Source organism: Mucilaginibacter auburnensis (assembly GCF_002797815.1).
Taxonomy (GTDB): domain Bacteria; phylum Bacteroidota; class Bacteroidia; order Sphingobacteriales; family Sphingobacteriaceae; genus Mucilaginibacter; species Mucilaginibacter auburnensis.
Window position 1 is genome coordinate 920,481 of record NZ_PGFJ01000002.1, and the last position, 25,506, is coordinate 945,986.

General features: G+C 41.5%; 25 protein-coding genes. 17 read left to right on the forward strand and 8 right to left on the reverse strand.

The annotated features are described in order from the left end of the window. Position 1: 1 nt before the first annotated feature. Entirely contained in the window at positions 2-286 is a 285-nt protein-coding gene (locus CLV57_RS14705) for a GNAT family N-acetyltransferase (protein ID WP_100342140.1), read from the reverse strand. Positions 287-591: 305 nt separating this feature from the next. Here CLV57_RS14705 and CLV57_RS14710 point away from each other — a divergent pair, with 305 nt between their 5' ends. The 6 genes from CLV57_RS14710 to CLV57_RS14735 all read left to right on the forward strand — a co-directional run bounded on the left by CLV57_RS14710 (position 592) and on the right by CLV57_RS14735 (position 6,823). Beyond that, positions 592-1,689, forward strand: a complete 1,098-nt coding sequence (locus CLV57_RS14710) for a vWA domain-containing protein (protein WP_100342141.1) — start codon at positions 592-594, stop codon at positions 1,687-1,689. Positions 1,690-1,812: 123 nt separating this feature from the next. Further along, positions 1,813-3,324, forward strand: a complete 1,512-nt coding sequence (locus tag CLV57_RS14715; protein ID WP_100342142.1) for a sigma 54-interacting transcriptional regulator — start codon at positions 1,813-1,815, stop codon at positions 3,322-3,324. A gap of 6 nt (positions 3,325-3,330) precedes the next feature. Continuing rightward, the gene (locus tag CLV57_RS14720; RefSeq protein WP_100342143.1) at positions 3,331-4,608 is read left to right on the forward strand and encodes a metallophosphoesterase; all 1,278 of its coding nucleotides are present in this window, start codon (positions 3,331-3,333) and stop codon (positions 4,606-4,608) included. A gap of 22 nt (positions 4,609-4,630) precedes the next feature. After that, the gene (locus tag CLV57_RS14725; protein ID WP_100342144.1) at positions 4,631-5,509 is read left to right on the forward strand and encodes a UbiA family prenyltransferase; all 879 of its coding nucleotides are present in this window, start codon (positions 4,631-4,633) and stop codon (positions 5,507-5,509) included. Then, positions 5,510-6,133, forward strand: coding sequence for a class I SAM-dependent methyltransferase (locus CLV57_RS14730; RefSeq protein WP_100342145.1), 624 nt, complete (start codon positions 5,510-5,512; stop codon positions 6,131-6,133). It abuts the gene before it with no gap. A 63-nt stretch (positions 6,134-6,196) separates the two neighbouring features. Then, positions 6,197-6,823: an RDD family protein gene (locus CLV57_RS14735; RefSeq protein ID WP_100342146.1), complete on the forward strand. Its 627-nt coding sequence runs from the start codon at positions 6,197-6,199 to the stop codon at positions 6,821-6,823. Between the two features lie 151 nt (positions 6,824-6,974). Here CLV57_RS14735 and CLV57_RS14740 read toward each other — a convergent pair whose 3' ends face one another. The 3 genes from CLV57_RS14740 to CLV57_RS14750 are packed head-to-tail and all read right to left on the reverse strand — an operon-like array spanning position 6,975 to position 9,281. Further along, positions 6,975-7,943: a LiaI-LiaF-like domain-containing protein gene (locus tag CLV57_RS14740; protein ID WP_100342147.1), complete on the reverse strand. Its 969-nt coding sequence runs from the start codon at positions 7,941-7,943 to the stop codon at positions 6,975-6,977. A gap of 24 nt (positions 7,944-7,967) precedes the next feature. Next, positions 7,968-8,546, reverse strand: coding sequence for a PspC domain-containing protein (locus tag CLV57_RS14745; protein ID WP_100342148.1), 579 nt, complete (start codon positions 8,544-8,546; stop codon positions 7,968-7,970). Positions 8,547-8,576: 30 nt separating this feature from the next. Continuing rightward, positions 8,577-9,281, reverse strand: a complete 705-nt coding sequence (locus CLV57_RS14750; RefSeq protein ID WP_100342149.1) for an SDR family NAD(P)-dependent oxidoreductase — start codon at positions 9,279-9,281, stop codon at positions 8,577-8,579. A 76-nt stretch (positions 9,282-9,357) separates the two neighbouring features. Here CLV57_RS14750 and CLV57_RS14755 point away from each other — a divergent pair, with 76 nt between their 5' ends. The 3 genes from CLV57_RS14755 to CLV57_RS14765 all read left to right on the forward strand — a co-directional run bounded on the left by CLV57_RS14755 (position 9,358) and on the right by CLV57_RS14765 (position 12,287). Beyond that, the gene (locus CLV57_RS14755; RefSeq protein ID WP_100342150.1) at positions 9,358-10,677 is read left to right on the forward strand and encodes an energy transducer TonB; all 1,320 of its coding nucleotides are present in this window, start codon (positions 9,358-9,360) and stop codon (positions 10,675-10,677) included. Between the two features lie 129 nt (positions 10,678-10,806). Further along, positions 10,807-11,538, forward strand: coding sequence for an MlaE family ABC transporter permease (locus tag CLV57_RS14760; RefSeq protein ID WP_100342151.1), 732 nt, complete (start codon positions 10,807-10,809; stop codon positions 11,536-11,538). Then, on the forward strand, positions 11,535-12,287 hold the full coding sequence (locus CLV57_RS14765) for an ABC transporter ATP-binding protein (RefSeq protein ID WP_100342152.1): 753 nt from the start codon (positions 11,535-11,537) through the stop codon (positions 12,285-12,287). The genes CLV57_RS14760 and CLV57_RS14765 overlap by 4 nt, the downstream gene beginning before the upstream one ends. 1 nt (position 12,288) lies before the next feature. Here CLV57_RS14765 and CLV57_RS14770 read toward each other — a convergent pair whose 3' ends face one another. Next, positions 12,289-13,509 carry a carboxypeptidase-like regulatory domain-containing protein gene (locus tag CLV57_RS14770; RefSeq protein ID WP_157799174.1) on the reverse strand — a complete coding sequence of 407 codons (1,221 nt, stop codon included), beginning with the start codon at positions 13,507-13,509 and terminating at the stop codon, positions 12,289-12,291. A 143-nt stretch (positions 13,510-13,652) separates the two neighbouring features. On the opposite strand from CLV57_RS14770, the gene CLV57_RS14775 reads away from it, so the two are divergent. The 5 genes from CLV57_RS14775 to CLV57_RS14795 all read left to right on the forward strand — a co-directional run bounded on the left by CLV57_RS14775 (position 13,653) and on the right by CLV57_RS14795 (position 18,147). After that, complete coding sequence (locus CLV57_RS14775; RefSeq protein ID WP_211290077.1) at positions 13,653-14,537, forward strand: class I SAM-dependent methyltransferase; 885 nt, start codon at positions 13,653-13,655, stop codon at positions 14,535-14,537. A 71-nt stretch (positions 14,538-14,608) separates the two neighbouring features. Further along, positions 14,609-15,661 carry a hypothetical protein gene (locus CLV57_RS14780; RefSeq protein WP_100342154.1) on the forward strand — a complete coding sequence of 351 codons (1,053 nt, stop codon included), beginning with the start codon at positions 14,609-14,611 and terminating at the stop codon, positions 15,659-15,661. Between the two features lie 201 nt (positions 15,662-15,862). Continuing rightward, complete coding sequence (gene msrA / locus CLV57_RS14785; RefSeq protein WP_100342155.1) at positions 15,863-16,408, forward strand: peptide-methionine (S)-S-oxide reductase MsrA; 546 nt, start codon at positions 15,863-15,865, stop codon at positions 16,406-16,408. A gap of 7 nt (positions 16,409-16,415) precedes the next feature. After that, positions 16,416-17,210 (forward strand): 5'-nucleotidase, lipoprotein e(P4) family, encoded by a 795-nt coding sequence (locus tag CLV57_RS14790; RefSeq protein WP_100342156.1) that lies wholly within the window; start codon positions 16,416-16,418, stop codon positions 17,208-17,210. A gap of 70 nt (positions 17,211-17,280) precedes the next feature. Continuing rightward, the gene (locus CLV57_RS14795; protein ID WP_100342157.1) at positions 17,281-18,147 is read left to right on the forward strand and encodes an aldose 1-epimerase family protein; all 867 of its coding nucleotides are present in this window, start codon (positions 17,281-17,283) and stop codon (positions 18,145-18,147) included. 165 nt (positions 18,148-18,312) lie between these two features. On the opposite strand, the gene CLV57_RS14800 is transcribed toward CLV57_RS14795, so the two are convergent. Then, on the reverse strand, positions 18,313-21,096 hold the full coding sequence (locus CLV57_RS14800) for a DNA gyrase/topoisomerase IV subunit A (RefSeq protein ID WP_100342158.1): 2,784 nt from the start codon (positions 21,094-21,096) through the stop codon (positions 18,313-18,315). Between the two features lie 120 nt (positions 21,097-21,216). Here CLV57_RS14800 and CLV57_RS14805 point away from each other — a divergent pair, with 120 nt between their 5' ends. Next, positions 21,217-21,582, forward strand: coding sequence for a VOC family protein (locus CLV57_RS14805; RefSeq protein WP_100342159.1), 366 nt, complete (start codon positions 21,217-21,219; stop codon positions 21,580-21,582). Between the two features lie 2 nt (positions 21,583-21,584). On the opposite strand, the gene CLV57_RS14810 is transcribed toward CLV57_RS14805, so the two are convergent. Next, complete coding sequence (locus tag CLV57_RS14810) at positions 21,585-22,094, reverse strand: YdeI/OmpD-associated family protein (RefSeq protein WP_100342160.1); 510 nt, start codon at positions 22,092-22,094, stop codon at positions 21,585-21,587. Between the two features lie 156 nt (positions 22,095-22,250). On the opposite strand from CLV57_RS14810, the gene CLV57_RS14815 reads away from it, so the two are divergent. Beyond that, positions 22,251-22,694, forward strand: a complete 444-nt coding sequence (locus CLV57_RS14815; protein WP_100342161.1) for a nuclear transport factor 2 family protein — start codon at positions 22,251-22,253, stop codon at positions 22,692-22,694. A gap of 103 nt (positions 22,695-22,797) precedes the next feature. Beyond that, positions 22,798-23,829, forward strand: coding sequence for a hypothetical protein (locus CLV57_RS14820; RefSeq protein ID WP_100342162.1), 1,032 nt, complete (start codon positions 22,798-22,800; stop codon positions 23,827-23,829). Positions 23,830-24,136: 307 nt separating this feature from the next. On the opposite strand, the gene CLV57_RS14830 is transcribed toward CLV57_RS14820, so the two are convergent. Next, positions 24,137-25,366 carry an NADP-dependent isocitrate dehydrogenase gene (locus tag CLV57_RS14830; RefSeq protein WP_100342164.1) on the reverse strand — a complete coding sequence of 410 codons (1,230 nt, stop codon included), beginning with the start codon at positions 25,364-25,366 and terminating at the stop codon, positions 24,137-24,139. Positions 25,367-25,506 lie beyond the last annotated feature (140 nt).

A 25,506-nucleotide genomic window follows, 5' to 3' on the forward strand; every position in this document is an offset into this window, starting at 1 on the left:
CTTAAGCTACTACACGTTCCCAGTCGGGATGGCGCTTTAGCCAGGTTTTGATGTAAGAACAGTAAGGCACGGCTTTAAGGTTGTGCTCTTCCAGATACTTAAAAACTTTCTCAACAAGGGCGGGGGCTACACCCTGCCCTTCCAGTTCAACCGGCACCTCGGTGTGCAGCAGGAACATTTTATCGCCGCGCAGCTGGTAGTCAATAAACGCGCGCTTATCGTCAACAAACATCTCAAAGTTATGATTGTCGGTGTTATTGATTAATGGCAGGTTAGTGTATGGCATAAATCTAATTTAGGAAAGTATTTTTATAATACCATTGAAATGCCATTGTGTTTTACTCACCCCGACGTAGCTTCGCTCGTAGACCCTCTCTTCGCCTTCGGCGCAAAGAGGGTGAGTAGAATTGATTTCGTTTCAAATTAACAATTACCATAACCCTCTTTTCCGCTTGCGGAAGAGAGGGTCTACGAGCGAAGCTACGTCGGGGTGAGTCAAAAGGCCGCTATTTTGTCATATCCACCTAACAATTCCAATATTTAAAACTATTGAGAAAAATATTGCGTTAATTTATACTTGAAAGGCACATTATGCGCGGTTACGGATTTTCAAAGTTTATACCCAACCAACTACCCAAAGGCGGATTTGACGAGTTACTGAAGCTTTTTCTTGAATTGCTCAATTATACATCGGGCGATGCCGGCGAAGCTTTAGCCTGGATGAACGAGTTGGATAAACAATACGGCCTCACTAACGATGAGTACGGAATGGGCGACTTTATAGATGAGCTGAAACAAAAAGGTTACCTGGATGATGACCGCGAAGGCGGCGGCTTTAAAATTACCGCTAAGGCAGAACAAAGCATTCGCCAATCGGCTTTAGAAGAGATATTTGGCAAGCTTAAGAAATCAGGAAAAGGTAATCACCGTTCGCCACAATCTGGCCAGGGTGATGAAAAAAACGCCGAGCGCAGGGAGTTTGAGTTTGGCGATAGTTTGGACCAGATAGATATGACCCAATCTATTCATAACGCACAGGTAAACCACGGCATTGGCGATTTCCGGATGACCGAACGCGACCTGGAAGTAGAGGAAAAAGATTATAAAACGCTTACCTCAACCGTGCTGATGATAGACATATCGCACTCCATGATCCTATACGGCGAGGACAGAATTACGCCGGCTAAAAAGGTAGCCATGGCACTGGCCGAGCTCATCCGCACCAAATACCCTAAAGACACCCTGGATATTGTTGTATTTGGTAACGACGCATGGCCGGTTACTTTGCGAGACTTGCCTTATTTGCAGGTTGGCCCCTACCATACCAACACCTACGCAGGCTTGGAATTGGCAACTGACCTGTTGCGCCGTCGCAAGACATCCAACAAACAAATTTTTATGATAACTGATGGTAAGCCCACTTGCTTAAAAGAGGGTACCAAGTATTATAAAAATAGTATTGGACTTGACCGCAAGGTGGTAAACAAAACCCTCAATATGGCAGCGCAGTGCAAGCGCTTGAAAATACCTATCACCACATTTATGATAGCTAACGACCCTTACCTGCAACAATTTGTGCGTAAATTTACCGAAACAAACGGCGGTAAAGCGTTTTATAGCTCGCTGAATAATTTGGGTGAGTATATTTTTGAGGATTACGCCAGGAACAGAAGGAAGAATGTTAGGTAGTCCGAAAGTGGGAAGACGAAAAGTCCGAAAGACTAAAATCAAATGACGAATACTTTCTGACTAAAAAAAGCATCTTCCGGACTTACCGACTTCCCGGACTTCCGGACTGAATAAAAAAGACTTATGAGTAACATACAAGATATAAAAACATTAGGCCAGCTTAAGCAAACAGGTTACAAAAGTGAATCGGTTAAGGATGAGCTGCGCCGTAATTTGATAACGCAGCTTCAAAAAAAGGATGAAGATGGCTTTGAGGGTATTATTGGTTTTGAGGATACCGTAATTCCTGATCTGCAAACAGCCATTCTCTCTCGCCATAACATTTTATTATTGGGATTACGCGGACAAGCTAAAACGCGTATTGCACGTTTACTGGTAAACTTGCTTGACGAGTACATCCCTTACATTGAAGGTTCCGAATTATTTGATTGTCCGTTGAACCCTATATCATGGTTCGGCCACAACATCGTTCAGGAAAAAGGCGATGATACCCCAATAGGCTGGCTGCACCGCAGCGAGCGGTATACCGAAAAACTGGCCACGCCGGATGTTACGGTTGCTGACCTAATTGGCGACGTTGACCCAATTAAGGCGGCTACTTTAAAACTGACTTACTCAGACGAGCGGGTGATACACTTCGGTTTAATACCACGTGCGCACCGTGGCATATTTGTAATTAACGAGTTGCCCGATCTTCAGGCACGTATACAGGTATCGCTTTTCAATATTTTGCAGGAACGCGATATACAGATACGCGGCTTCAAGCTTCGGTTGCCTTTGGATATTCAGTTTGTGTTTACCGCTAATCCCGAAGACTACACCAACCGTGGTTCTATTGTAACACCGTTGAAAGACCGTATTGAGAGCCAGATATTAACCCACTACCCGCGTTCGGTTGAAATTTCACGTAAGATAACGCAACAAGAGGCATCGCTAACACCTGAACAGCGTACGGCCGTTGAAGCCGATGGCCTGGTAAAAGACCTGGTAGAGCAGATAGCTTTTGAAGCAAGAAATTCAGAGTACATAGACAAAAAATCGGGTGTGTCCGCGCGTTTAACCATTGCTGCTTACGAGAACCTGATCAGTAATGCAGAGCGCAGGATGATCATTAATCACGAGAGCAATACATTTGTTCGCATATCAGATTTTTTGGGTGTTATCCCCGCCATCACAGGTAAAATAGAGCTGGTTTATGAAGGTGAGTTGGAAGGTCCGGCTAAAGTGGCCAACATCCTTATTGGTAAAGCCATTAAAACGCTGCTGCTAAAATACTTCCCTGATCCCGAAAAGACCAAGAAAAGCAAAGCGCCAAACCCTTATGCGCAGATCATTAACTGGTTTGCTGATGGTAACACGCTTTCGGTATTAGATGACCTTTCGGCCGTTGAATACAAAGACGCTTTGAACAGTGTACCGGGTTTGAAAGATTTGATCAAAAAAATCCATCCGCAATTAACAGAGAATCAGCAGCTGATATTAATGGAATTCGTGCTGCATGGTTTGGCTGAGTTCTCGCAATTGAGTAAAGGATTTTTAGATAATGGTTTTGCCTTTTCAGACATGTTTAACAGCTTGTTCAACATGCAACCTGATGACGAAGATGATCTGGATTTGGACGACGACCGCTATTAACCACTAATGTTCTCTCAAATCCCCATTATTCTGCTTTTAGGCGCTGCTTTATTTGCGCTTGATGCCTACCTGTATGGCGGTGTAGTTGGCGCGTTTAAAAGCAGGGCCTTTGTGCGCAAAAAAGGCTTTAAACAAGGCTATTTTATATTCTCAGCTATCCTGATAGTTGGAACTATTTGCAGCATTTATTTTAAACTGCCAACCGGCTTCAGGGCAGGTTTCCTGATGGTTTTCTTCATACTGATGATTGTGAAGATTACATTTTTACCCTTTGTAATAGCTGATGACATACGTCTCTTGTTCGCAAAACGTAAACAAAAACCAACAGCGCCGGTAACAGGTTCAAAAGAGCCATCACAAGGTGCCATTCCTCGCTCTGAATTTTTGATGAAAGCGGGCTTGATCACGGGTGTTGTTCCGCTGGTAGGTATTGGAGCAGGCATTTACTCGGGTGCTTATGATTATAGAATGCGTCGTCAGGTTTTGTATTTGCCGAATCTGCCAAAATCGTTTGACGGCATGACCATCGGTCAGATATCTGATGTGCACTCCGGCAGTTTCTACAACAAAAAAGCGGTTTTAGGCGGTGTTGAAATGCTGTTGGGTCAAAAACCCGATGTGATATTTTTTACCGGTGATCTGGTTAATAAGCGCAGCGATGAAATGTATGGTTATCAGGATATCTTCAGCAAAGTAAAAGCGCCCCTGGGTGTATTTTCAACTTTGGGGAATCATGATTATGGAGATTACTATTACGATTGGCCATCAGAAGCAGCAAAAAAGAAAAACCTCGACGATTTGAAAACCACCCACAAAAACATGGGCTGGGATTTGCTGCTCAACGAGAACCGCAGGTTAAAAGTGAACGGCGAAGAAATAGGCATTTTAGGTTGCGAGAACTGGGGCGAACTTACCCGCTTCCCTAAATACGGCAAAATGGAACCTACTGTAAAAGGTACAGAGGATCTGCCGGTAAAACTCCTACTCTCCCATGATCCATCGCATTGGCGCGCGCAGGTATTGGAGAAATATCCGCAGATAGATGTAATGTTTTCGGGCCATACACACGGTATGCAGTTTGGCGTACGTACGGAAAATTTCCAATGGAGTCCGGTAGAATATGTTTATAAAGAATGGGCAGGCCTGTACAGGGAAGGTAATCAGCAATTGTATGTGAATGTTGGTTACGGCTTTTTGGGCTTTCCGGGCAGAGTTGGAATATTGCCCGAGATTACGATATTTGAATTACGGGCCGCTGCCAACCCATCTTTGATCAAAACCTGACGGCGGCAGCAACCGGCGGCCAATGAAAAAGCTCGTTAAACCTATTCTTGATTTCCTGCTGTTCAGCAATGTTTTTATGGCATTGTGCGCGGTAGCGCAGGGACTGGTAACTTTCCACTTAATAAATGCTGAGCCCAACCAAACGGTATTAGGTTTACTTTTTGCGGCAACATTAGGGTTATACAATTTTTGTATACTCATAAGCAAGCCCAAAAACCCATTAAATTCTCCTTATTTACGTGTGAGGTGGTTCTACAGTCACTACCGTTTAATGGTGAGTATTACTATTGTATGTTTGCTTTGTTTGGTGCCTTTGTTCTTTTTGCTATCTATGCAATCGCGCCTGTTACTGGTATTTTTGGGCATCCTCTCTTTTGCTTACGGATTGCCCTTATTCTCAGTTGGCGAGCATAAATTCGGACTGCGCAATATTCCTGGTTTAAAGCCCTTTTTAATAACACTGGTATGGACGCTAAGTATTGTGCTGCTGCCTGTTTTGGAAGCGCAGGAAGTTCGCCAAACCGACATCTCCATGCGCGATACCATTATACTGTTAGCCAAACGCTTTTTATTTATAGCGGCCCTAACCATTCCGTTTGATATACGCGACTTGTTTGAAGACCGCAAAACCAACCTGCGTACCATCCCCGTGGTTTGGGGAGAAAAAAAAGCCTACCTGTTTTGCCAGGTGCTTTTAGGCGGATATATTGTTTTGCTATTTTTGTTCAGAAACAATGGTGCCAATATTGACTTTTTCGCGCTTACGCTTACAGCAATTTTAACCGGCTGGCTCATATTCAAATCGGGCTGGCAAAAAAACGAATACTACTACTTCTTTTATCTGGATGGCGTACTGATACTGCAGTACGTTATTTTAACGGCCCTTAACCTTATTAAATAATTGGCCAATAACTACGATAACGCCGCCCCGTTTTACGATCAGCTATCGCGGCTGGTGTTTGGCAAGGCACTGGTAAACGCTCAATTGTATTTGCTGCAATTTATACCGCCATCATCAACCATACTAATAGTTGGCGGTGGTACGGGTTGGATATTAGAGGAACTCACTAAACGGCATTCACACAGCCTTAACATAACTTATGTGGAGATATCGGCTAAAATGATGGCCCTATCCGGCAAAAAAAATACCGGCGGTAATTCCGTGACTTTCGTCAATTCGGCTATTGAAGACGTGGCACTAACATCAACATTTGATGTAATTATTACGCCTTTCCTTTTTGATAATTTTAAGCAGGAAAAGGCTGATAAAATATTCGCACGCTTAAATAACGTCTTGAAAAATGGCGGCATATGGCTGAATGCAGATTTTGAACTAAGCGGAAAGTGGTGGCAACCTATCCTATTAAAAACCATGCATTTGTTTTTTAAACTACTGTGCGGTGTGGAAGCTTCTCAATTACCCAATGTTAAAAAACTGTTTGATCAAAAAGGTTATCAGATGTTTAAAAACCAGCCTTTTTTCGGCAAATTCATTTGCTCATCGGCATACAGAAAACACTTGTAGCAACGCAACATTTTACATAGCTACGTTATAATTTCACGGTTTAATTTCTACCTTCGGCACAGTATGGAGAAAGAATATTACCTGTTGGATGGCAAAGAAAGAACCGGGCCTTTTACCTACCGCGAATTGGTTGAGCAAGGATTAGATACTGACACCCAACTGGCCGTTGGCTTAACAGGCGATTGGCAGTACGCTTCGGAGCTACCGGAGTTTATTGAGTACTTCCAATCTGTTGGCATACACTTCCCTACCGGCGATAATCTGGCTGGTTTTGGGTTAAGAGCCGGCGCGTTTATTATTGATATGATACTATTGATAATACCTTTAGAGTTTTTCTTTATAAAAGCCGGTTATATTGTTATTCCCAGCAGTATTGAGAATATTACAATGCCCTCTTTACAAAACTCATTGATTATGCAAAGTATCTTCTCCGTTGTATTTTTACTTTACAATACACTTTTTGAAGTAAGCAGCTGGAAAGGCACTATTGGTAAAAAAATATGCAACCTGATAGTGGTTGATATTGATGGCAACAAACTAAGTTTCTTACGTTCTTTAGGCCGAAATTTGGGCGCGCTTATAGCCTCAAATCTATTCTATGGCGTATCATTTTTAAGTATGTTATTTAGCGAACACCGCCAGTGTTGGTATGATTATCTGTCTAAAACTTATACCGTAAAAACTAAATAAAAAAAGGGATGGGTAATTAACCCATCCCTTTTTTTTACTCACCCCAAAAGCACTCCTTGCGTTACCCTCTTTTCTGCTTGCAGAAGAGAGGGTCGACCAGCGCAGCGTCGTCGGGGTGAGTCATGAACGCCATTGCTTTAAAAGCTAATTATTAGTATTTCTTTACGCTGAAAGAAGACATGCCACCTTTTATTTTTATGTAAATTTTGTTGGTTGCTTTATTAAAACCCGGGGTTTCGTAAGCATTATCACCAACTTTATTGAAACCTTCAAAGTTGTTTGATGAGAAAGCTGTCCCCTTGGTTATGCGGCAGGCAGCATTTTTAGGTATGGTAATATCCACATCAGACGCACCGGTTGAAATATCAACAGTAGTAGAAGTTAACGGCTGACCAAATTTGATCTTGAAAGCGCCGGCACCACCAGCCAGATCAAGGTTGCGCACTTTAAAGCGCGACAAATCAAAATCCAGATCAGTTGCTCCTGTTGCTACGTTGATATCCCACACAGGGTTTACGTTTAGTTTAAAGTCGGCTGTGTTTGATTTTTTGTTATCATCATCCCAGTTAAAGCTTTGTTTGCCATCTTTCATTTTGAAATCAAGCACATAAACTGAATCCCTTTTGTCGGTGTTCAACATGTAGTTACCAAAGTATTCCTGTGTATTGGCGGTAAAAAGTCTATTAGTTGAATCGCTTAATTTATAGGTGGTAGCTCCACCGCTAATATTAAGCTCTGCTACTTTAACGCTATCGGTATAATCTGCATTGAACTCTTGTGAACCTTCAACTTTGGTAATGGTGGTTTCATTATCATCATCGTCGTCATCATCATCCGTATCAATGTGGTATGAATAATTTTTCCAATATCCCCTACCGTCGCCAAAATTGCCAAAGAACAGCAGGCCAAAACCTATTACTAAAACACCAACTTTTAATATAGTTGACCAGGTTGACCTGTTATTGGCAAATATCAGGTTGATACCTATCATTACTATGATGATGGGCCACAAGTGAAACAAGTTACTAAAGTGAAAGTGCAGGTAACCATAGCTTCGCAGCAGGAAAGCTATACCTAACATTATTAACACAACTCCGGGTACTATTCTGTTATTTTTCATGATCGTATATATTTAAAGTTGTGATTAATATTCAGTTTTATCAGTTGTTGTGTTGTTGTCGGCATCGTTCTCAGTGAACTTTACTTCTTCTTTTTTATCTGTTGGGTTCCACGGCGCATCCGTAAAATTAGGTTTTTCATCCTTGCCTGAGAACATTATACCCGCACCTACAATGATGAGTATAACCGGCCATAACTTACCAAAGTCCCAAAACGGTATCAGGTCAAGTTGATCCAACAAAAAGAATGACCCCATCAGCACTAATATAATACCACCAATTAAACCGGCATTTGAGCTCTTTTTAGGAGGCACCGGTGAGAATGGCACATTTGGAGGCACACCACCCGCAGCAAACGGATTAAATGGAGCGTTTTGCGGCGGAACAGTATAATCTACGTTAGGGTTATTATACAGGTGGAGCGGTTTTTTTGGCAATGCTGCCCAAAGTATAAGGTAGATTAGGCCGCCCCCGCCTTTAAATATAAGGGCCAGTAAAAACAGCACCCTAATGATGGTAACATCAACGTTTAAGTACTCAGCTAAACCGGCGCATACACCTGCCACTTTTTTGTTCAGCTCGTCTCTATATAATTTCTTTTCCATGATCTTAAGTTTTTTAGTTCGTTGTTTAGTTTACACCTGTCCGTACACAGGCTTTATTATAATCTGATCAACGTTGGCACCGGCGCTCATTTTGTAAATGTTTATTATGGCCGAAGCTACGTCTTCGGGCAACACCATTTTGTTTTTATCAACGGCTATGCCCTTCCATGAGTCTGTTAATGTTGAGCCGGGTATTACTGCAGTTACTTTAACGCCGTACTGTTCCATTTCCAACCTCATTACATTATTAAGACTTAGCAAAGCAGCCTTTGTTACGCTGTAAATGCCCGCTTCGGGTACTGGATCAAGCGCCGCGATGGAGCAAATATTGAAGATGTGACCTTCACCGACAGAAACCATACTTTTACCGAAAAAACGGTATAGTTCGTAGGCAGGCATCAAATTGGTGTTTACAACTTTTAGGAATAAAGTTTTTTCATCATCCAGTATGCTGGAGGGTGGATACATGCCCAAATTGTTAACAATGATGTTAATTGAGCCTAATTCGCGCTGTGCTGTTTCGGCAAAACTGATGAGCTGATCGCGGTCGCTGCCATCGGCAACAACGGTCACTATCTTTATCTGGGGATTAATAATTTGAAGTTCGGTTTTAAACGCGGCAAGGTCTTCGGCGCCACGGGCACAAACTGCTATGTTAACATTCTCTTTCGCGAAAGCTATGGCTATGGCGCGCCCCATTCCTTTGGTAGCACCGGTTATAATGGCGTTTTTCATGTTAATAAATGTAAATGATATAGGCGGAATTGCCAGCCTTAATTTTTAAAAGTATATTTAAGCTTTAATTTTCACAATGCTTAAATACCTGTTTTGCCTTATCTCATTAACAATAACTGTTAACGCGGCTTTCGCTCAAGCTAAAAGTGACACATTAATTTACTACGCTAAAGACAATAATTCAATTATTGATGATAAAACGAAAGCTGATTATGTGGTATTTATTTTACCACAACAAAAAATAAATAATAATAAGCTATACCCCGTAATGGCATACTATCCTAATGGTGTTTTAAAACTCAGTGCTATGTCCAAAACACAGTCTGCCAACTTTGAGTTACAAGGTCCATATATTGCATATTTTCCTAATGGCAAAAGAAAGCTTGTTGCAACAGTAGATAAAGGCGTGTTAGTTGGAGATGAAATAGCTTATTATCCGAATGGGAACCTCTACTCCCATATAATACATAAACAAGGACAGATAATTTTAAACGAATGCCGTGATTCTACGGGTACCATATTGGCGCAGAACGGCAATGGTATATGGCTAGACTTCCCTCTTGATTTTTATAGCAGCTCTACAACCGGCCCGGTTAAAGACGGGTTAAGAGACGGCAAATGGCAATTATCTGGTAGAAAAGCACTTTATGAAAAAGGCAGAATAGCAAAAATATTATCAGACTCTACGCAATTAGTTGACCTAAATCCTAAAGCAGGAAAGAATTTGGTGTTTGAAAATGATTATTTACCAATAGAAGGAACGCCTGTTTATACTGGCGGAAAGCTGCATGAATTTATTTATAAAAACCTTGTATACCCCGAACAAGACAGAAAGGACAGCATTGGTGGTCAAGCCTTTATTGGGTTTTCCGTTGAACAAGATGGAACAACAAGTAATTTCAAAATCATAAAAGCTCCATCTGCAACACTGGGAGAAGAGGCTTTGAGGGTGGCTAAGCTCTTAACGCAATTTAACCCAGGCATTAAAAAAGGTAAGCCTGTGAAATCACCTTTTGTCTTACCTATTTATTTCTCTTTGGACAGTTTACTTAACCAACAAGATACAACATCAGCAGTTAACTTTTCTGGCATCGATGAACAACCATCCTTCCCTGGCGGTCTGGGTAGTTTTGCTAAATTTTTGGAAAAAGCTATAAGGTACCCTGTAAAAGAGAGAGAGAACCACGTTACGGGTAAAGTGTACACAAGCTTTATTGTAGAAAAAGATGGTTCGTTAACTAACATCCATGTTGTAGCAACTCCGTCCATAGGACTTGCAGAAGAAGCCTTAAGAGTATTTGGATCATCACCCAAGTGGGTTCCGGCAAAAGTAAATGGCAAACTCATTAGAGTAAAACATAGTGTTCCAATTAATTTTTCGCTGGGAGTAGAATAAGAAGTTTAAATATCACCATAAACAATCCTTACTATTTTTCGTTAACACTACGGTTAAGCTACAATTTATGCTGCCTATGCGGGGAGCACACATTAAAAATGTATTTTTAACCCGCTTTAAACTCACAATATGTTCTACAGCTTAGGCAGATATATACTGTTATTACGATTAAGTTTTAAAAAACCCGAAAAGTTCAGCGTTTACTGGCATGAGGTAATGCGCGAGATGGTATCGGTAGGTATTGGCTCATTGGGTATTATTTCTATCATCTCGGTATTTATTGGTGCTGTGGCAACCATACAGGTGGCGTTTCAATTGTCAAGTCCGTTGGTACCTCAAAGTATTGCGGGAGGTATATCGCGCGATTCTACCATATTAGAGTTCAGCCCTACCATATCTGCATTGGTGCTTGCAGGGCGTGTGGGCTCAAGCATGGCATCGCAATTGGGTACTATGCGGGTTACCGAACAGATAGATGCATTGGAAATTATGGGCGTTAACGCACCCGGCTTTCTGGTTGCACCAAAAGTTATAGCGGGCATTTCTATGATCCCCCTGTTAACCATCATATCAGTGGGTCTGGGTTTATGCGGCGGTTATTTAGCTTGTGTTATTACACGCGATATTTCTCCTGCAGATTTTGTTGCAGGTTTGCAAGATGGCTTTAACCCTGTAATTATTACTGTATGTGCCGTAAAGTCTGTAGTGTATGGTTTTTTAATTACTTCAATTTGCTGCTATAATGGTTTTTATACAGAAGGAGGCGCATTACAGGTTGGCGAGTCTGCTACACGCGGGGTTGTATTTAGCTGTATATTTATTTTATTTGCCGATTTGATAGTTTCAAGCATGCTTTTATGATCGAGATCAAGGATATTTATAAAACCTTCGGCGAAAACGAGGTATTAAAAGGCATAAGCGCCAAATTTGAACCCGGCAAAAACCATTTGATCATAGGCGGATCAGGCTCAGGTAAAACTACCCTGCTCAAATGCATTGTTGGCTTGCACGAGCCTACCAAGGGCCAGGTACTTTTTTCGGGGGAAAACTTTACCGAGATGAGTTTTGAGCAACGCGTACCTATACGTACAGCAATAGGCATGCTGTTTCAAAACTCCGCGTTATTTGATTCCATGACAGTAGAAGAAAATATTATATTTCCTTTGAATCTTTTCACTGATCAGTCCCGGTCTGAAAAATTGGACAGGGCTAATTTTTGCCTGGAGCGGGTTAACCTTAAGGGTAAAAACCACCTCTATCCATCCGAATTATCCGGCGGTATGAAAAAAAGGGTGGGTATTGCCCGCGCCATATCAATGGAACCCAAGTATTTGTTTGTTGACGAACCCAACTCGGGCCTTGATCCACAAACTTCCATCCTGATTGATGAGCTGATCAATGAAATTACCCAGGAATACAAGATAACCACAGTAGTAGTTACGCATGATATGAACTCGGTTATGGGCATTGGCGATCATATTATTTTCCTTAACCAGGGCCAAAAATGGTGGGAAGGCTCTAATAAAGACATTGCCCACTCTGACATTAAAGAGTTGAATGACTTTGTATTTGCCAGCAAGTTTATGCAGGCAGCTAAAGCAAAGCTGTAAGTCATTGATCGGCTTTCCTTACCGAGATCGTGCCCGGAAGCTGACTGAATTTATTTTCATCAGGGATTTTGGTATTCTTAGGTAATTCATAGTCTGAAGGCAAGAAAGATGACACCTGCCCCCACGCCAGATATCCGATATATAAAATACTCGAAACCGGGCTTATATCGCCTCTGCTGCTTATTAAAAGACTGTCCTGCGTTGGGCGTATAATTGATAACTGCCCAACAGGCACTTTAAAATACCTGTTCACTTTTGTACCCTTATCTAAAAATTCCTGTGGCTCTTTTTTAGGGGTGTATAACACATAAAGCTCCGTTGAATCTTTTCGCAGCAAGCCCAGATCAAATGTTTTAAAATTACTATCAACTCTATTTATGTACTTGCTTAGTGAATTAACGGGTCTGAAATATTTGCCAAGCATTTCTGGCTTATTCATAGCCATCTTATTCAATACCTTAGGTATGGGTAGAATATAAGTAATAAAGCCATTCTGTTCCAAAGTGTTATTGAATAGCGACCTGAAGTAATGAGGAATAGAACCCAGATAGACATTGGCCCGCTCCTCCTCCCATTTTTTTATCTGCCTGGCGCTACCCTTCATGTCTTCAAAAAAAACGGTTCCATCAAAACTTATCAATCCGCCCCCCGTTAATGAGCTATCAAACAGAAAGTTACTGAGCAGGTATTTCATCCGGTAGCCTAAAGCTTTGTTCTCAATGATCAGAAACTCATTTGAACTGGCGGTAAGCACGTTCGTTTTCTTATCAAACCTAATTTTGATATCATCGGTATTAAGAATTTTGCATTGCTCGGCATTTTTTGAAGCACCAAAAAAACAGCGTATAAATGTGGCTAAATGTCTTTTCCTTTCTACCCATGACATGGCTGATATTTCAACAGTGTTGAGCACTATGTTGTCTTCGGGAAGTTTAAACCTAAAGCGCATGTTGTTATTCTGTAATAAAAACTCGTGGGTGGTTACTATATAACCAATCATTTTAACCACTATGTTGTACTTACCAGGCTGTACCTGCTGCAAGGTAAACCTGCCATCGGCATCGCTAACAGTAGCTTTGCGCGAATCGGCTAAAAAAACCGTAGCGCCGGGAATGGGTACGTCCTTTTCATCGGTTACTATACCTGTTATGTTATAGGTTTGTTGAGCATGGACTATAACACTATTAATACAGATTAAAATTAACAACAAGGCTTTCCTCATTAGGTTACGCATATAACTACTAATTTAGTTAACTAATGAATATGTTGTATATTATTTCCGGTTTTTATTATCATGAGTGTTAAACCTCCATATTTTTTTAGTAATGCCTATATTTGCCAACTATAATTTTACTACAACACAGCATGATCCAACTACTTACGCCCATCCACTGGAAAGATTACGAACTGATTGATTGCGGCGATTTTGAGAAGCTGGAACGCTTTGGCAACGTAATATTGATACGCCCCGAGCCCCAAGCTGTATGGAGCAAAGCTTTGCCGCAAAGCGAGTGGCAGAACCTGCACCATATTAAGTTTAAGGGCCGCTCGGCCACATCAGGCGAGTGGGTGAAAAAAAATCCTGCAACACCAGATCGCTGGCATATTGAGTACAAAAACCCAGAAGCCGCTATAAAATTCCGTTTGGCGCTTACTTCATTTAAGCACTTAGGCATTTTCCCGGAACAGGCCGTTAACTGGGATTACATATCGCAGAATGTACAAAAGTTTAAAACACCCAACCCAAAAGTGTTAAACCTGTTTGCTTACACCGGTGGCGCGTCATTAATTGCAAAGGCTGCCGGAGCTGATACAACGCACGTTGATTCCATCCGCCAGGTGGTTACCTGGGGTAACGAAAATCAGGAACTTTCGGGTTTGAAAGATATACGCTGGGTAGTTGAAGATGCACTGAAATTTGTAAAACGCGAACTGAAACGCGGCAAAAAATACAACGGTATTATATTAGATCCTCCGGCATACGGCCACGGACCAAATGGCGAGAAGTGGAAACTGGAGGACCAGATCAACGAAATGATGCAGGAAGTTACGCGTCTTTTAGATCCTGAAGAACATTTTCTTATCCTGAATACTTACTCATTGGGTTTCTCATCTGTAATAGTGGAAAACCTTATCAAAACCGCTTATCCTGAAGTACAGAACCTGGAGATTGGCGAACTCTATTTGCAGGCAACATCAGGCATAAAGTTGCCATTGGGCGTGTTTGGTAAATTTTGCAAGCATAAATAAGCTGTGGATAAATTTGTTCTGTTAGTAAACAAAAAGGTATTATTTTGCGTCTTTAAACAAAATTCCAACCTATGAGGAAAATCTTTCTTTCTTTCGCTTTAGTAATTGCGGCTTTAACCTTCTTTACCAACTGTACCCAAAGCAGCGGAACGAAATCAACTGACACAACAAAAGTTAAAAAGACCGCTACCGGCGAAGAAGAAGTGGCCGACACTACAACTGTAGCACGTAACTATCCTCCAATTGATAAAGCCCAATACGACTCATTAATGAAACGTTTGGCGCACGGCGACACCACCGGCAAATGGCCCGTAAAAAATGCGCCTTATCCGCTACCCGGCGCTATTTTTCCTTACAAACGTGTAGTGTCTTATTACGGTAACCTATACTCGAAAAAGATGGGCATTTTAGGCGAATTGCCTCCTAAAGAAATGCTTGCTAAATTAAAAGGCGAAGTAAAAGCATGGGAAAAAGCTGACCCTAATACACCTGTTCAACCGGCTTTGCATTACATAGCCGTTGTGGCGCAGGGTGATGGTGGTAAAGACGGTAAATACCGCTACCGCATGCCGTTTAAACAGATTGACAGCGTATTAAATATTGCGAAAAAAATAAATGCTATTGTATTTTTAGATGTGCAGGTAGCGCTAAGCAACATACAGGCGGAGTTACCTTTATTAGAGCCTTACCTAATAATGCCGCATGTGCATTTTGGTATGGACCCTGAGTTTTCAATGAAAGATGGCACCAAGCCGGGCAAAAAAATTGGCACTTATGATGCTGCCGATATTAATTATGTATCTGGCTACTTAGCCGGACTGGTTAAAAAGCACAACCTGCCGCCAAAAATTTTAATTGTACACCGTTTTACCAAAAAAATGGTAACTAATTACCAAAACATTAAATTGCGCCCTGAAGTTCAGGTGGTAATGGATATGGATGGATGGGGCGAACCTGAATTAAAAGGCGGTACCTGGCGCTACTTTATTCAAAACGAACCGGTACAGTTTACCGGGTTTAAACTGTTCTACAAAAACGATTTGAAAAAAGCGCCTCACCATATGATGACGCCGGAAGAAGTGTTGAAGAAAACACCTAACCCGATATATATTCAATACCAATAATAACCTTGATTAAAGGATTTAAGGATTGCCATGATGGATAACGTCGTGGCTTTTCTGTTTTTAGGAATCGACATGATATATTAGTCAATCCTCAAATCAAGCAAATCATGGTCCTTTGTCAGGTTAATCCCAAAATCAAAGTAAATCAAGGTTCAGATTAATGTTTTGAGAACGTTTAATGTTAACTTTGTTTATAACACTATGGATATACAAAAAATAACATTGGGCAGCGGTTGCTTTTGGTGCACCGAGGCTATATTTCAAACGCTTAAAGGCGTACAAAGCGTAACATCGGGCTATACCGGTGGTCATAAAAAAGATCCAACCTACGAGCAAGTTTGTACCGGCACCACCGGCCACGCCGAAGTTGTAGAGGTTACTTATGATGCAGACGAGCTGAACCTTGACGAGTTGCTGCTGATCTTCTTTAAAACCCATGATCCAACCACGCTTAACCGCCAGGGCAATGATGTTGGGCCGCAGTACAGGTCGGCTATATTCTATCATAACGAGCATCAGAAAGAGCGTGCGTTAGCCACTATCAAAACTTTAACGGATGAGCAGGTTTTTGATGATCCGATAGTAACCGAAGTTACGCCTGTAAGCGAGTTTTATTCTGCAGAAGAATATCACCATAATTACTTCAATCAAAACAGTAGCAAATCTTACTGTGCTTTTGTGATACAGCCTAAGGTGAATAAATTTGTAAAGGAGTTTCAGGATAAATTAAGACCCGGCACTTATTAAAAGTACCATGAAAAAAACTTTTTTGCTTTGCTTAATAGTGCTAATCTCTACAGCAACAACCCGGGCGCAAACTGCCGAGCAACTTTCAATAGTTAATGGCGGCAAAGTTTGGGCGTTGCTATATCAGCAACGTGCTGCCGAGTATAAGGCCTTGTGCTTTCAGGCTTATAACATTGCCCGCCTGCGTTTAGATGAGGCCTTGAAACAAAAAAGCAAAAAGCCGCTGGCTATTATAACGGATATTGACGAGACCGTTTTAGACAACAGTCCGTATGATGCCGCGCGCGCGGTCAAAAATAAAGATTTTGATCTGGCTGGCTGGAAAGCATGGACAGCAAAAGGTATTGCTGATACCGTACCCGGCGCACCGTCGTTTTTTAAATATGCGGCTTCAAAGGGCGTTACCGTGTTTTATGTTACTAACCGCGATGAAGACGAACGCGAAGGCACTACAAAAAACCTGAAATTATACAAGCTACCTAATGCAGATAAGGACCACATTGTTTTAAAGCAAAGCATATCCAGCAAGGAAGCGCGCAGGCAGGAAATACTTAAAAAGTATAATGTTGTACTGTATTGCGGCGACAACCTGCCCGATTTTGATTCGGCTTATGATAATAAACCTTTGCAGGATAGCCGCAATGCCGCAACCGAACGTCTGAAAAAATATTTTGGCTACAAATACATTGTGATACCCAACCCCGGTTATGGCGATTTTGAGAATGCTTTATTTGGCGGCCAAAAGCTGAATACCGCTCAAAAGGATTCGGTATTAAGGGCCCTAATCAAAACCTCAGAATAAGGTTTGTAGAAAAAAAGTTAAACAGGATAGCTACCCTTGCGTTATAAAATATAATTAAGCCAAACTGAATATGACCGTTATTGAAAATGAATATTATAAAGTAGCTATCCGCAACCAGGGCGGTGAGCTTACCTCCTTTTTTAATAAAACAACAGGCATTGAGCATATGTGGCAGGCCGATGCAGCTGTTTGGCCTTGGCACGCGCCCAACCTGTTCCCTATTGTGGGTGGTTTGATCAATAACGAGTTATTGGTTGATGGCAATAGTTATAATTTATCACGACATGGATTTACCCGCACTTCAGAACTGCTGCTGATTGAAAGCAGCCCCATATCGGCCAAGTTTTCGTTACCTAACAGCGAAAAAACTTTGGCTGTTTACCCATATAAATTTGATTTTCAAATTCATTACGATCTGATCGATTCAGCATTACGTGTTACGTACAAGTTGATCAATCATGATAAAAAACCTATTTATTTTTCGGTTGGCGGTCACCCCGCATTTAATGTACCTTTTCATAAAGGTGAGAAATACGAAGATTATTACCTGGAGTTTGAATCAGATGAGCAACTGGAAACACACCAACTTTCGGCAGACGGATTTTTTAACGGCGAGACACACCCTGTGCCAACCCCAAACAAAATGCTTCCTTTAACCCGCGATTTATTTGACAAAGACGCGTTAGTATTCAAAAATCTGCGTTCGCGCGAGGTTACCATCAAAAGTAAACTGCATGACTTAAGTCTGACAGTTGAGTTTCCGCATTTTAATTACTTAGGTATTTGGGCAAAACCCGGCGCCGATTTTGTATGCATTGAGCCCTGGTTGGGTTGTGCCGATACGGAAGGCCAGCATGTTGATATCAGCAAAAAAGAGGGTATTCAGGAGTTAAAGGTAGGGCATGTTTTTGAAGCGGCTTATTTTATAAGCGCGTAGAGCAATCCTGCAATATATCTATTTTTCGTCATTGCGAGGTACGAAGTAATCCCAGATTGACAGGTAGCCCGCTGGTGGTAGGCGGATTACATATCAATATGCTTATCGCTTCAGAGATTGCTTCGTACCTCGCAACGACGAATTACTGATTAGACATCTGCTTCCCTAAAACAACGTCCCCTGTATATCAAGGTCATCCCTATTAGTTATCTCCATGTCTATTTTTTTTGCAGGAGGCTCCACAGGTTTCTCCGGTGATTTCTTTGATCCTTCGGGTAATTGCACAGATTCTGTTGGCGGCTCATAACCTGCCGGCGATACATCTGTATTTACAGGCGCATCAGCAGGCGGAACAACATCGGCTACGGTTTTATCGTCCGGTGTTATGGTGATCTCAGTATCTTCAACTGATGATGGTTCCGGGTCGGGTACATCCTCTGCATCGTCATGCTCGGCAATCAATTCAACCTTTTGCACTACGTGAGCCGACAGTCGATTACCCATGGCCTTCATACCTTTAACATCTATCAGATCGGCCAGGTTCAATTCAACCGTTTCTTCTGCTTTTGATGCGCCTTTTAACTGATCAACTTTAACAATAGGTTGCGCCGCGCCTGATATCAGCAGCATTTTTGAGCCGCTTTCATCACTGATAATGCTGGTTTGCTTACCTATTGCAGTATTCTCAAACGTAAAGCGCTTAACCAGGTAATTTTTACTCTTGCCGTCAAAATGCACTACCGAATAAACCTTTTCAGGGTTGTACTTCTCAATCAACACCATCTTATCATCAAAATGGTTATTGAGGTCGAAGCTGGTCAGTTCGCAAATACCGTTAGGCATTACGGTTAATATGCGGTCGTCGCCATCAAATTCGCCTAAATATTTACCGCGGCCATCAACGTTAAGGCGTTTCAATATTTCATCATACCAAATTTTACGGCCGGCCAGCGTTGACACACCTTTTGATTTTAGCACTATCTTTTTAACCGGATACTTGGTAACTATATTACCCATAGAACCACGTCCTTTTATAGCCAGCAAAGCAAAGTCTTCATCAAACTGCAGCTTTTTCAGCTTCTGGTGCGGCTTTAACTGTATGTTAATCACTTCGGCTTCACCGTTAGGGTTGGCAGAGAAGTACAGCACTTTTGAGCCTTTAGTTCCTTTTGTGAGATCGTACTCTTTATCGCGGGTTACACCGGTTACGGCAAAACGTTTAATGTAGCTAACGCCGCTTTGCCCGTCTTTATAGATCATGTTATAAATGGTGCGCTCATCGTTCTTCTTAAACACCGCCACATGGATGATCTCCTTACCCACAAAAACTTTTTCCTGTACCCGGGTTATGAGGCAGCGGCCATCGGCACGGAAAACAATGATCTCATCAATGTCTGAGCAATCCCCAACAAATTCGTCTTTCTTTAAGCCCGTGCCAATAAAGCCATCTTCGCGGTTAACGTACAATTTAACATTAGCCAAGGCTACCTGTGCGGCTTCTACTTTATCAAAGGTGCGCAGTTCGGTTTTACGCTCACGGCCCTTTCCGTACTTTTCCTTTAATTTGGTAAACCAATCAATGGCGTAATCAGTTAGATGCTTTAAATGATGCTTAACTGTCTTGATCTCGCTTTCCAGGCCCTTTATCTGCTCATCCGTTTTCTTCACGTCAAAACGGGTAATGCTGCTCATTGGCTTATCAATCAGTTTCTTGTAGTCTTCCGGCAATATCTCCCTGTAAAACTGAGGAAAGAAAGGCTCAAACAAGCGGTTGAGTACAACCAATACTTCTTCAAAGTTAGATGAGCTTTCATAATCAGGATGCTTATACATCCCTTCCTGGATAAATATTTTTAACAGCGAACTGAAAAATATCTTCTCCATCAACTCCTTCAGCTTGATCTCCAGTTCCAGCTTTAGCAGGTCGCGGGTTTTGTGCGTACTCTCGGTAAGCATGTCATTCACGCTGATGAACCTCGGCTTATCGTTCTGAATAACGCAGGTATTTGGCGATATAGAAACTTCGCAATCTGTAAAGGCGTAAAGCGCGTCTATGGTAACATCAGGCGATATACCTGGCGCCAGATGGATAACTATCTCTACATCCTTTGCGGTGTTATCCTCTATTTTCTTTATTTTGATCTTACCTTTATCATTAGCGTTAACAACACTATCAATCAAACTACCCGTTGTTGTAGAAAAAGGTATCTCGGTAATAACAAGCGTTTTTTTATCGCGCTCACTGATCTTGGCACGAACGCGTATACGTCCGCCTCGCTGACCTTCATTATAAGCGGAAGCATCAGCCATCCCACCTGTAGGGAAATCGGGCAATAAGTTTATCGGCTCGTTTCGCAGAACAGCAATTGAACCATCAAGCAATTCAACAAAGTTATGGGGTAATATTTTGGTAGCCAAACCCACGGCAATACCTTCGGCCCCTTGCGCAAGCAGTAAAGGGAACTTAACAGGAAGCGTTATAGGCTCTTTGTTACGACCATCATAACTGGCCTGCCAATCGGTAGTATCCGGGTTGAATACTACTTCTAAAGCAAATTTTGACAAACGCGCCTCAATATATCGCGGAGCCGCTGCCGAGTCGCCGGTTACCGGGTCGCCCCAGTTACCCTGGCAGTCAATCAGCAGGTCCTTCTGCCCTATTTGCACCATGGCATCACCAATGGAAGCATCGCCATGCGGGTGATACTTCATGGTATTACCAATAACGTTGGCAGCTTTATTAAAGCGTCCGTCGTCCATCTCCTTCAATGAGTGGAGAATACGACGCTGTACCGGCTTTAAACCATCATTAATATGCGGAACGGCACGGTCAAGAATTACATAGGAGGCATAATCCAGAAACCAGTTTTCGTACAAGCCGTCAAGCGAGGTTATGTTATTTAATTTTTCTTCGTTGGCAGATGTATTTTCGTTCAGCTCTTCACTCATTCGTAACAAATAATTTGGATGGGTAAAGATAATGTAATGTGCAGATGTGCGTATATACCGATGTGCATATTTTATACACAAATTGGCGGGTTTGGGTACATCTTTTTAACTTGCAGAATTATGAAACTCCGAGTAGCCCGACATACCTCCCAACTACAAGCACTCATAGATTTTTACACTCAAGTTTTAGGACTAAAAGTTATTGGCGGGTTTAAGGACCATGCAGGTTACGATGGCGTCTTTATTGGCGGCGCAAATTCAGAATGGCACCTGGAATTTACGCAATCTGAGGAACCGGCCGTACATCAAAGTGATGAGGATGATCTGTTGGTATTTTACCTCAGTGCCGTGGAATACAGCGCTATGAAAAATAAATTAACAGAGCTAAGAATCAATTTACTTGCACCTAAAAACCCTTACTGGGCCGAAAATGGATTAACCATAGCTGATCCGGACGGTTTCAGAATAGTGCTGGCTTTGTTGTAAGGTTAGACCTCCTTACGCATTTCCCGTATCATTGTTCCATAATCCCATTTGCGCAGCATAGCGTTAACGGTGTTTACAATACGCCTCTCCCGCGTCTCGGAAGTTTTAGCGCTGTTTATCCATTTAATGAAATAATCTCGATGCGACCGGGCCAAACTATTGAACTGCACGCCGGCATCAGGATCAAATTCAAAACATTCCTGTAAATCGGCAGGCACTTCAACTTTGTAATCTTTATCTTCCTCCAGCTTTACCGCAAGCATACCACCGGCGCCTTTTCTAGTTCCTTTCCGCACTTCGGCATTCAGGGCTAAAATAAAATTACCCTCCCCCATTGGCATAGCAGCCATACCGGCAACTGCAAAGCCATCTAACCAACCTTTCACCCTGAAAGATTTTTTATTACCCGGCTTTAACTTTTGAGCAATATCTGCCGGGATTTCAATATACGTCCAACCGGTTTTTTCGCCCTGTTCATCAAATTGAAGAATGATAGTGGTAAAGTCTGTCATGTTAGTTGCGCTTTGTTATGAAGTATTTAAAAAACAAGCTCAAATGTTAAATTTTCGTTAAATCGTAAATAAAGTTCAAATCGGCTGTAACGAAACCTCGATTCGTGTTGTCATATGGGTATAAAAATTATTAATAACCTTTAACACCATATTATTATGAAAACTCTAAAAACAATCCTATTCGGTTTAGCCTTAGTAATGGCTACCACTATAGCAAATGCTAATGTAAATACTACTGTAAGCCATTATGTATCAAACGCTTTGTCAAAAAATGATGTAGTAAACGCTTACACCAATGCACTTATGCATGGCAATTTACAAAATTTAGAAGCAGCCCTGGCTAAAGATGTTGAATACAACATGTACCGCGGTTCGCAGGTTTATAAATTGAACAAACAGGCTTTGATCGATTCATTCAAAGCATCAGAAAATGTTGAGCAAAACTGCCAGTATACTACATCAATTTTGTCTGATGTTGACAAAACAATGGTAGTACGTTTAGACCAACAATACGAAGGTTATGTGCGCAGCAGCACCATAACTATTAAGCAACAAGGTAACGATTGGAAGATCACCAAAATTGAGACCCGCAATAATTAATTTTTAGTTTACGTTTAGTTTATAATTAAGAAGGGCCGCGCATTAAGCGTGGCCTTTTTTGCGTTGTGGCGTTTATATTTTACTTTTGCCTAAAATAATTACTATGCCTTCACAATTAAATGTTGTCAAACTGCTTTTTGTATATCTTTTGATTTCAATACAGCACTTTGCCGCTAAAGCACAAAAAATTGAGCAGTTTTCTTTGATAAGGCCTGAATACAAGGTTGCCAACAGTTTATATAAAACCATCAACTTTATAGATTCAAGGAATGATACATCAACCCTCGGCATAGTTCAAACCGGCGCTTTCAACAGGCAGGCCCTGGTTGTTGCAAAAGATGGACTGGGCAATCAAATAAAAAATGTATTGGCTGATTTAACAGATAGCACAGCTGCTAACGGAGAGTTGCTGTTACAACTCAGGTTGTATAACCTGGCCGAAGTAACGTCAAGTTTCAGCGAGAAGGGCTATTTCAAATTATATGCGCACCTATTTGCCAAGGTTGACAATGGTTACAGCATCATCAATAGCGTAGATACGTTAGTTGTGATGTCGGCTATGGATGTAACTAACGCGCTGTTAAAAGCCGGCAGTAATGTATTAACTGATTTCATAGCCAATAACCTTACCAATAAGCCGCAATCAAAAGCATCCTTTCCGTACAGCTATATTGTGAACATTGACCGCGCTGAAAAAAAACAGCTAAGACTTTATACGGCAGACACATTTACCGATGGCGTTTATTACCGTTACAGATCATTCAAAGACCAGATACCCGACGGAGAAGTGGTGGTTGAAGGCGACTCAATAAGCGATGGTAATATCAAAGTTTACGATGCCAAAAGAAAGCTTAAAAATCTAAACCCCGCAAATGCCTACGCCGTAGTTTTTAAAGGCAAACCTTATATAACAAACACCTTTGGCTACCACCCTGTTTACAGGCGAGACGATGATGTTTTCTTTAACGGAAGAATAAGCATTTACCGGAATGCAAGCGCCGGTACCGTAATTGCCATGAGCGCGCTGTTTGGTATTGCCGGCGGCCTCATTGCGTCGTCAGGTACAAATGATCTTTACGATGGCGAGGTAAAAATTGACTATCTAACAGGTGAGTTTATTGTGCCTAAACAGTAAGTATTTACTTATCACCCTTCTAATTCCAATTTTTTATTTAGCAGATTAAGAGCAATAAAATAGCCTGCAAAAGGTAACAGCACAACTATCAAAAAATATTTTAGCTGGTAAACCCCTGCAAATTTGAAACTGCTCTGAACAGAAAAGCGGGTTATTAAATAAAAATAAAGTACTAAAGCGAACATATAATAGCTTGCCATGGCTCAGGTATAATATTAATTGGTTATACCTAAGGTAAAAACATTTTTCCAAAAAAAAGCGCCCATTTTGAAAAATGGGCGCTCAGGGTTAAAATATTTGCTTTAGCTTATTTAGCTAATTTTGCTTTTAAATTCTCGTCAATAGCTTCCAAAAACTCCTCTGTGTACAGGTAATCAACACCGTGCTCAACCTTAGGTTTAATGGTAATAGCCAAATCTTTGGTCATTTTACCGCTTTCTACAGTTTCAATACAAACCTGCTCTAAAGTGTGGCAAAAATCAATCAGTTCCTGGTTATTATCTAATTTGCCACGGAACTCTAAACCACGTGTCCAGGCAAAAATTGATGCGATTGGGTTAGTTGATGTTGGGCGGCCGGCCTGGTGCTCGCGGTAGTGGCGGGTTACCGTACCGTGCGCAGCTTCAGCTTCCATAACGGTACCATCTGGTGTAACTAAAGTTGAGGTCATTAAACCTAATGAGCCAAAACCCTGAGCAACAGTGTCAGATTGTACGTCGCCGTCATAATTTTTACAAGCCCATACAAAGTTACCGTTCCATTTAAGGGCCGATGCAACCATGTCGTCAATTAAACGGTGCTCATAAACAATCCCTTTTGCGTCAAATTTAGCTTTATAATCACTTTGGTAGATCTCTTCAAAAATATCTTTAAAACGACCATCATATTTTTTCAGGATGGTGTTTTTAGTTGATAAATATAAAGGCCAGCCTTTCATTAACGCCTGGTTAAAGCATGAATGTGCAAACCCGCGGATAGACTCGTCAGTATTGTACATGGTTAAAGCTACACCATCACCTTTAAAGTTAAATACTTCAAAGCTTTGTGGCTCGCTGCCATCTTCGGGAGTAAAGGTTACGGTAAGTTTGCCTTTGCCTTTGGTTAAAAAGTCAGTAGCACGGTATTGATCGCCAAACGCGTGACGGCCAATGCAGATTGGTGCAGTCCAGTTAGGCACCAAACGCGGCACATTGCTCATAACAATAGGCTCGCGGAATACGGTACCATCTAATATATTACGGATGGTTCCGTTAGGCGATTTCCACATTTGTTTCAGGTTGAACTCAGTAACACGGGCTTCGTCAGGAGTAATAGTGGCACATTTTATACCTACGCCGTATTGTTTTATGGCATTGGCGGCATCAATAGTTACCTGATCATTTGTTTCATCACGATACTCTAAACCAAGGTCATAATATTTAATATCAAGGTCAAGATAAGGAACAATTAGTTTGTCTTTTATAAATTTCCAGATGATGCGGGTCATTTCATCCCCATCTAACTCAACAACAGGGTTGTCTACTTTAATTTTTGCCATACCAGATGCTTTTTTGTTTTGGCCGCTAATATATGAAAATTGAATTTATCGGCTTTACTAATTAACGGTTTGGGGCCTAACATAAGGCAGATAATTTTATTACGGATGTATTTTTAACAAAACTTAGTTGTATTTTTATC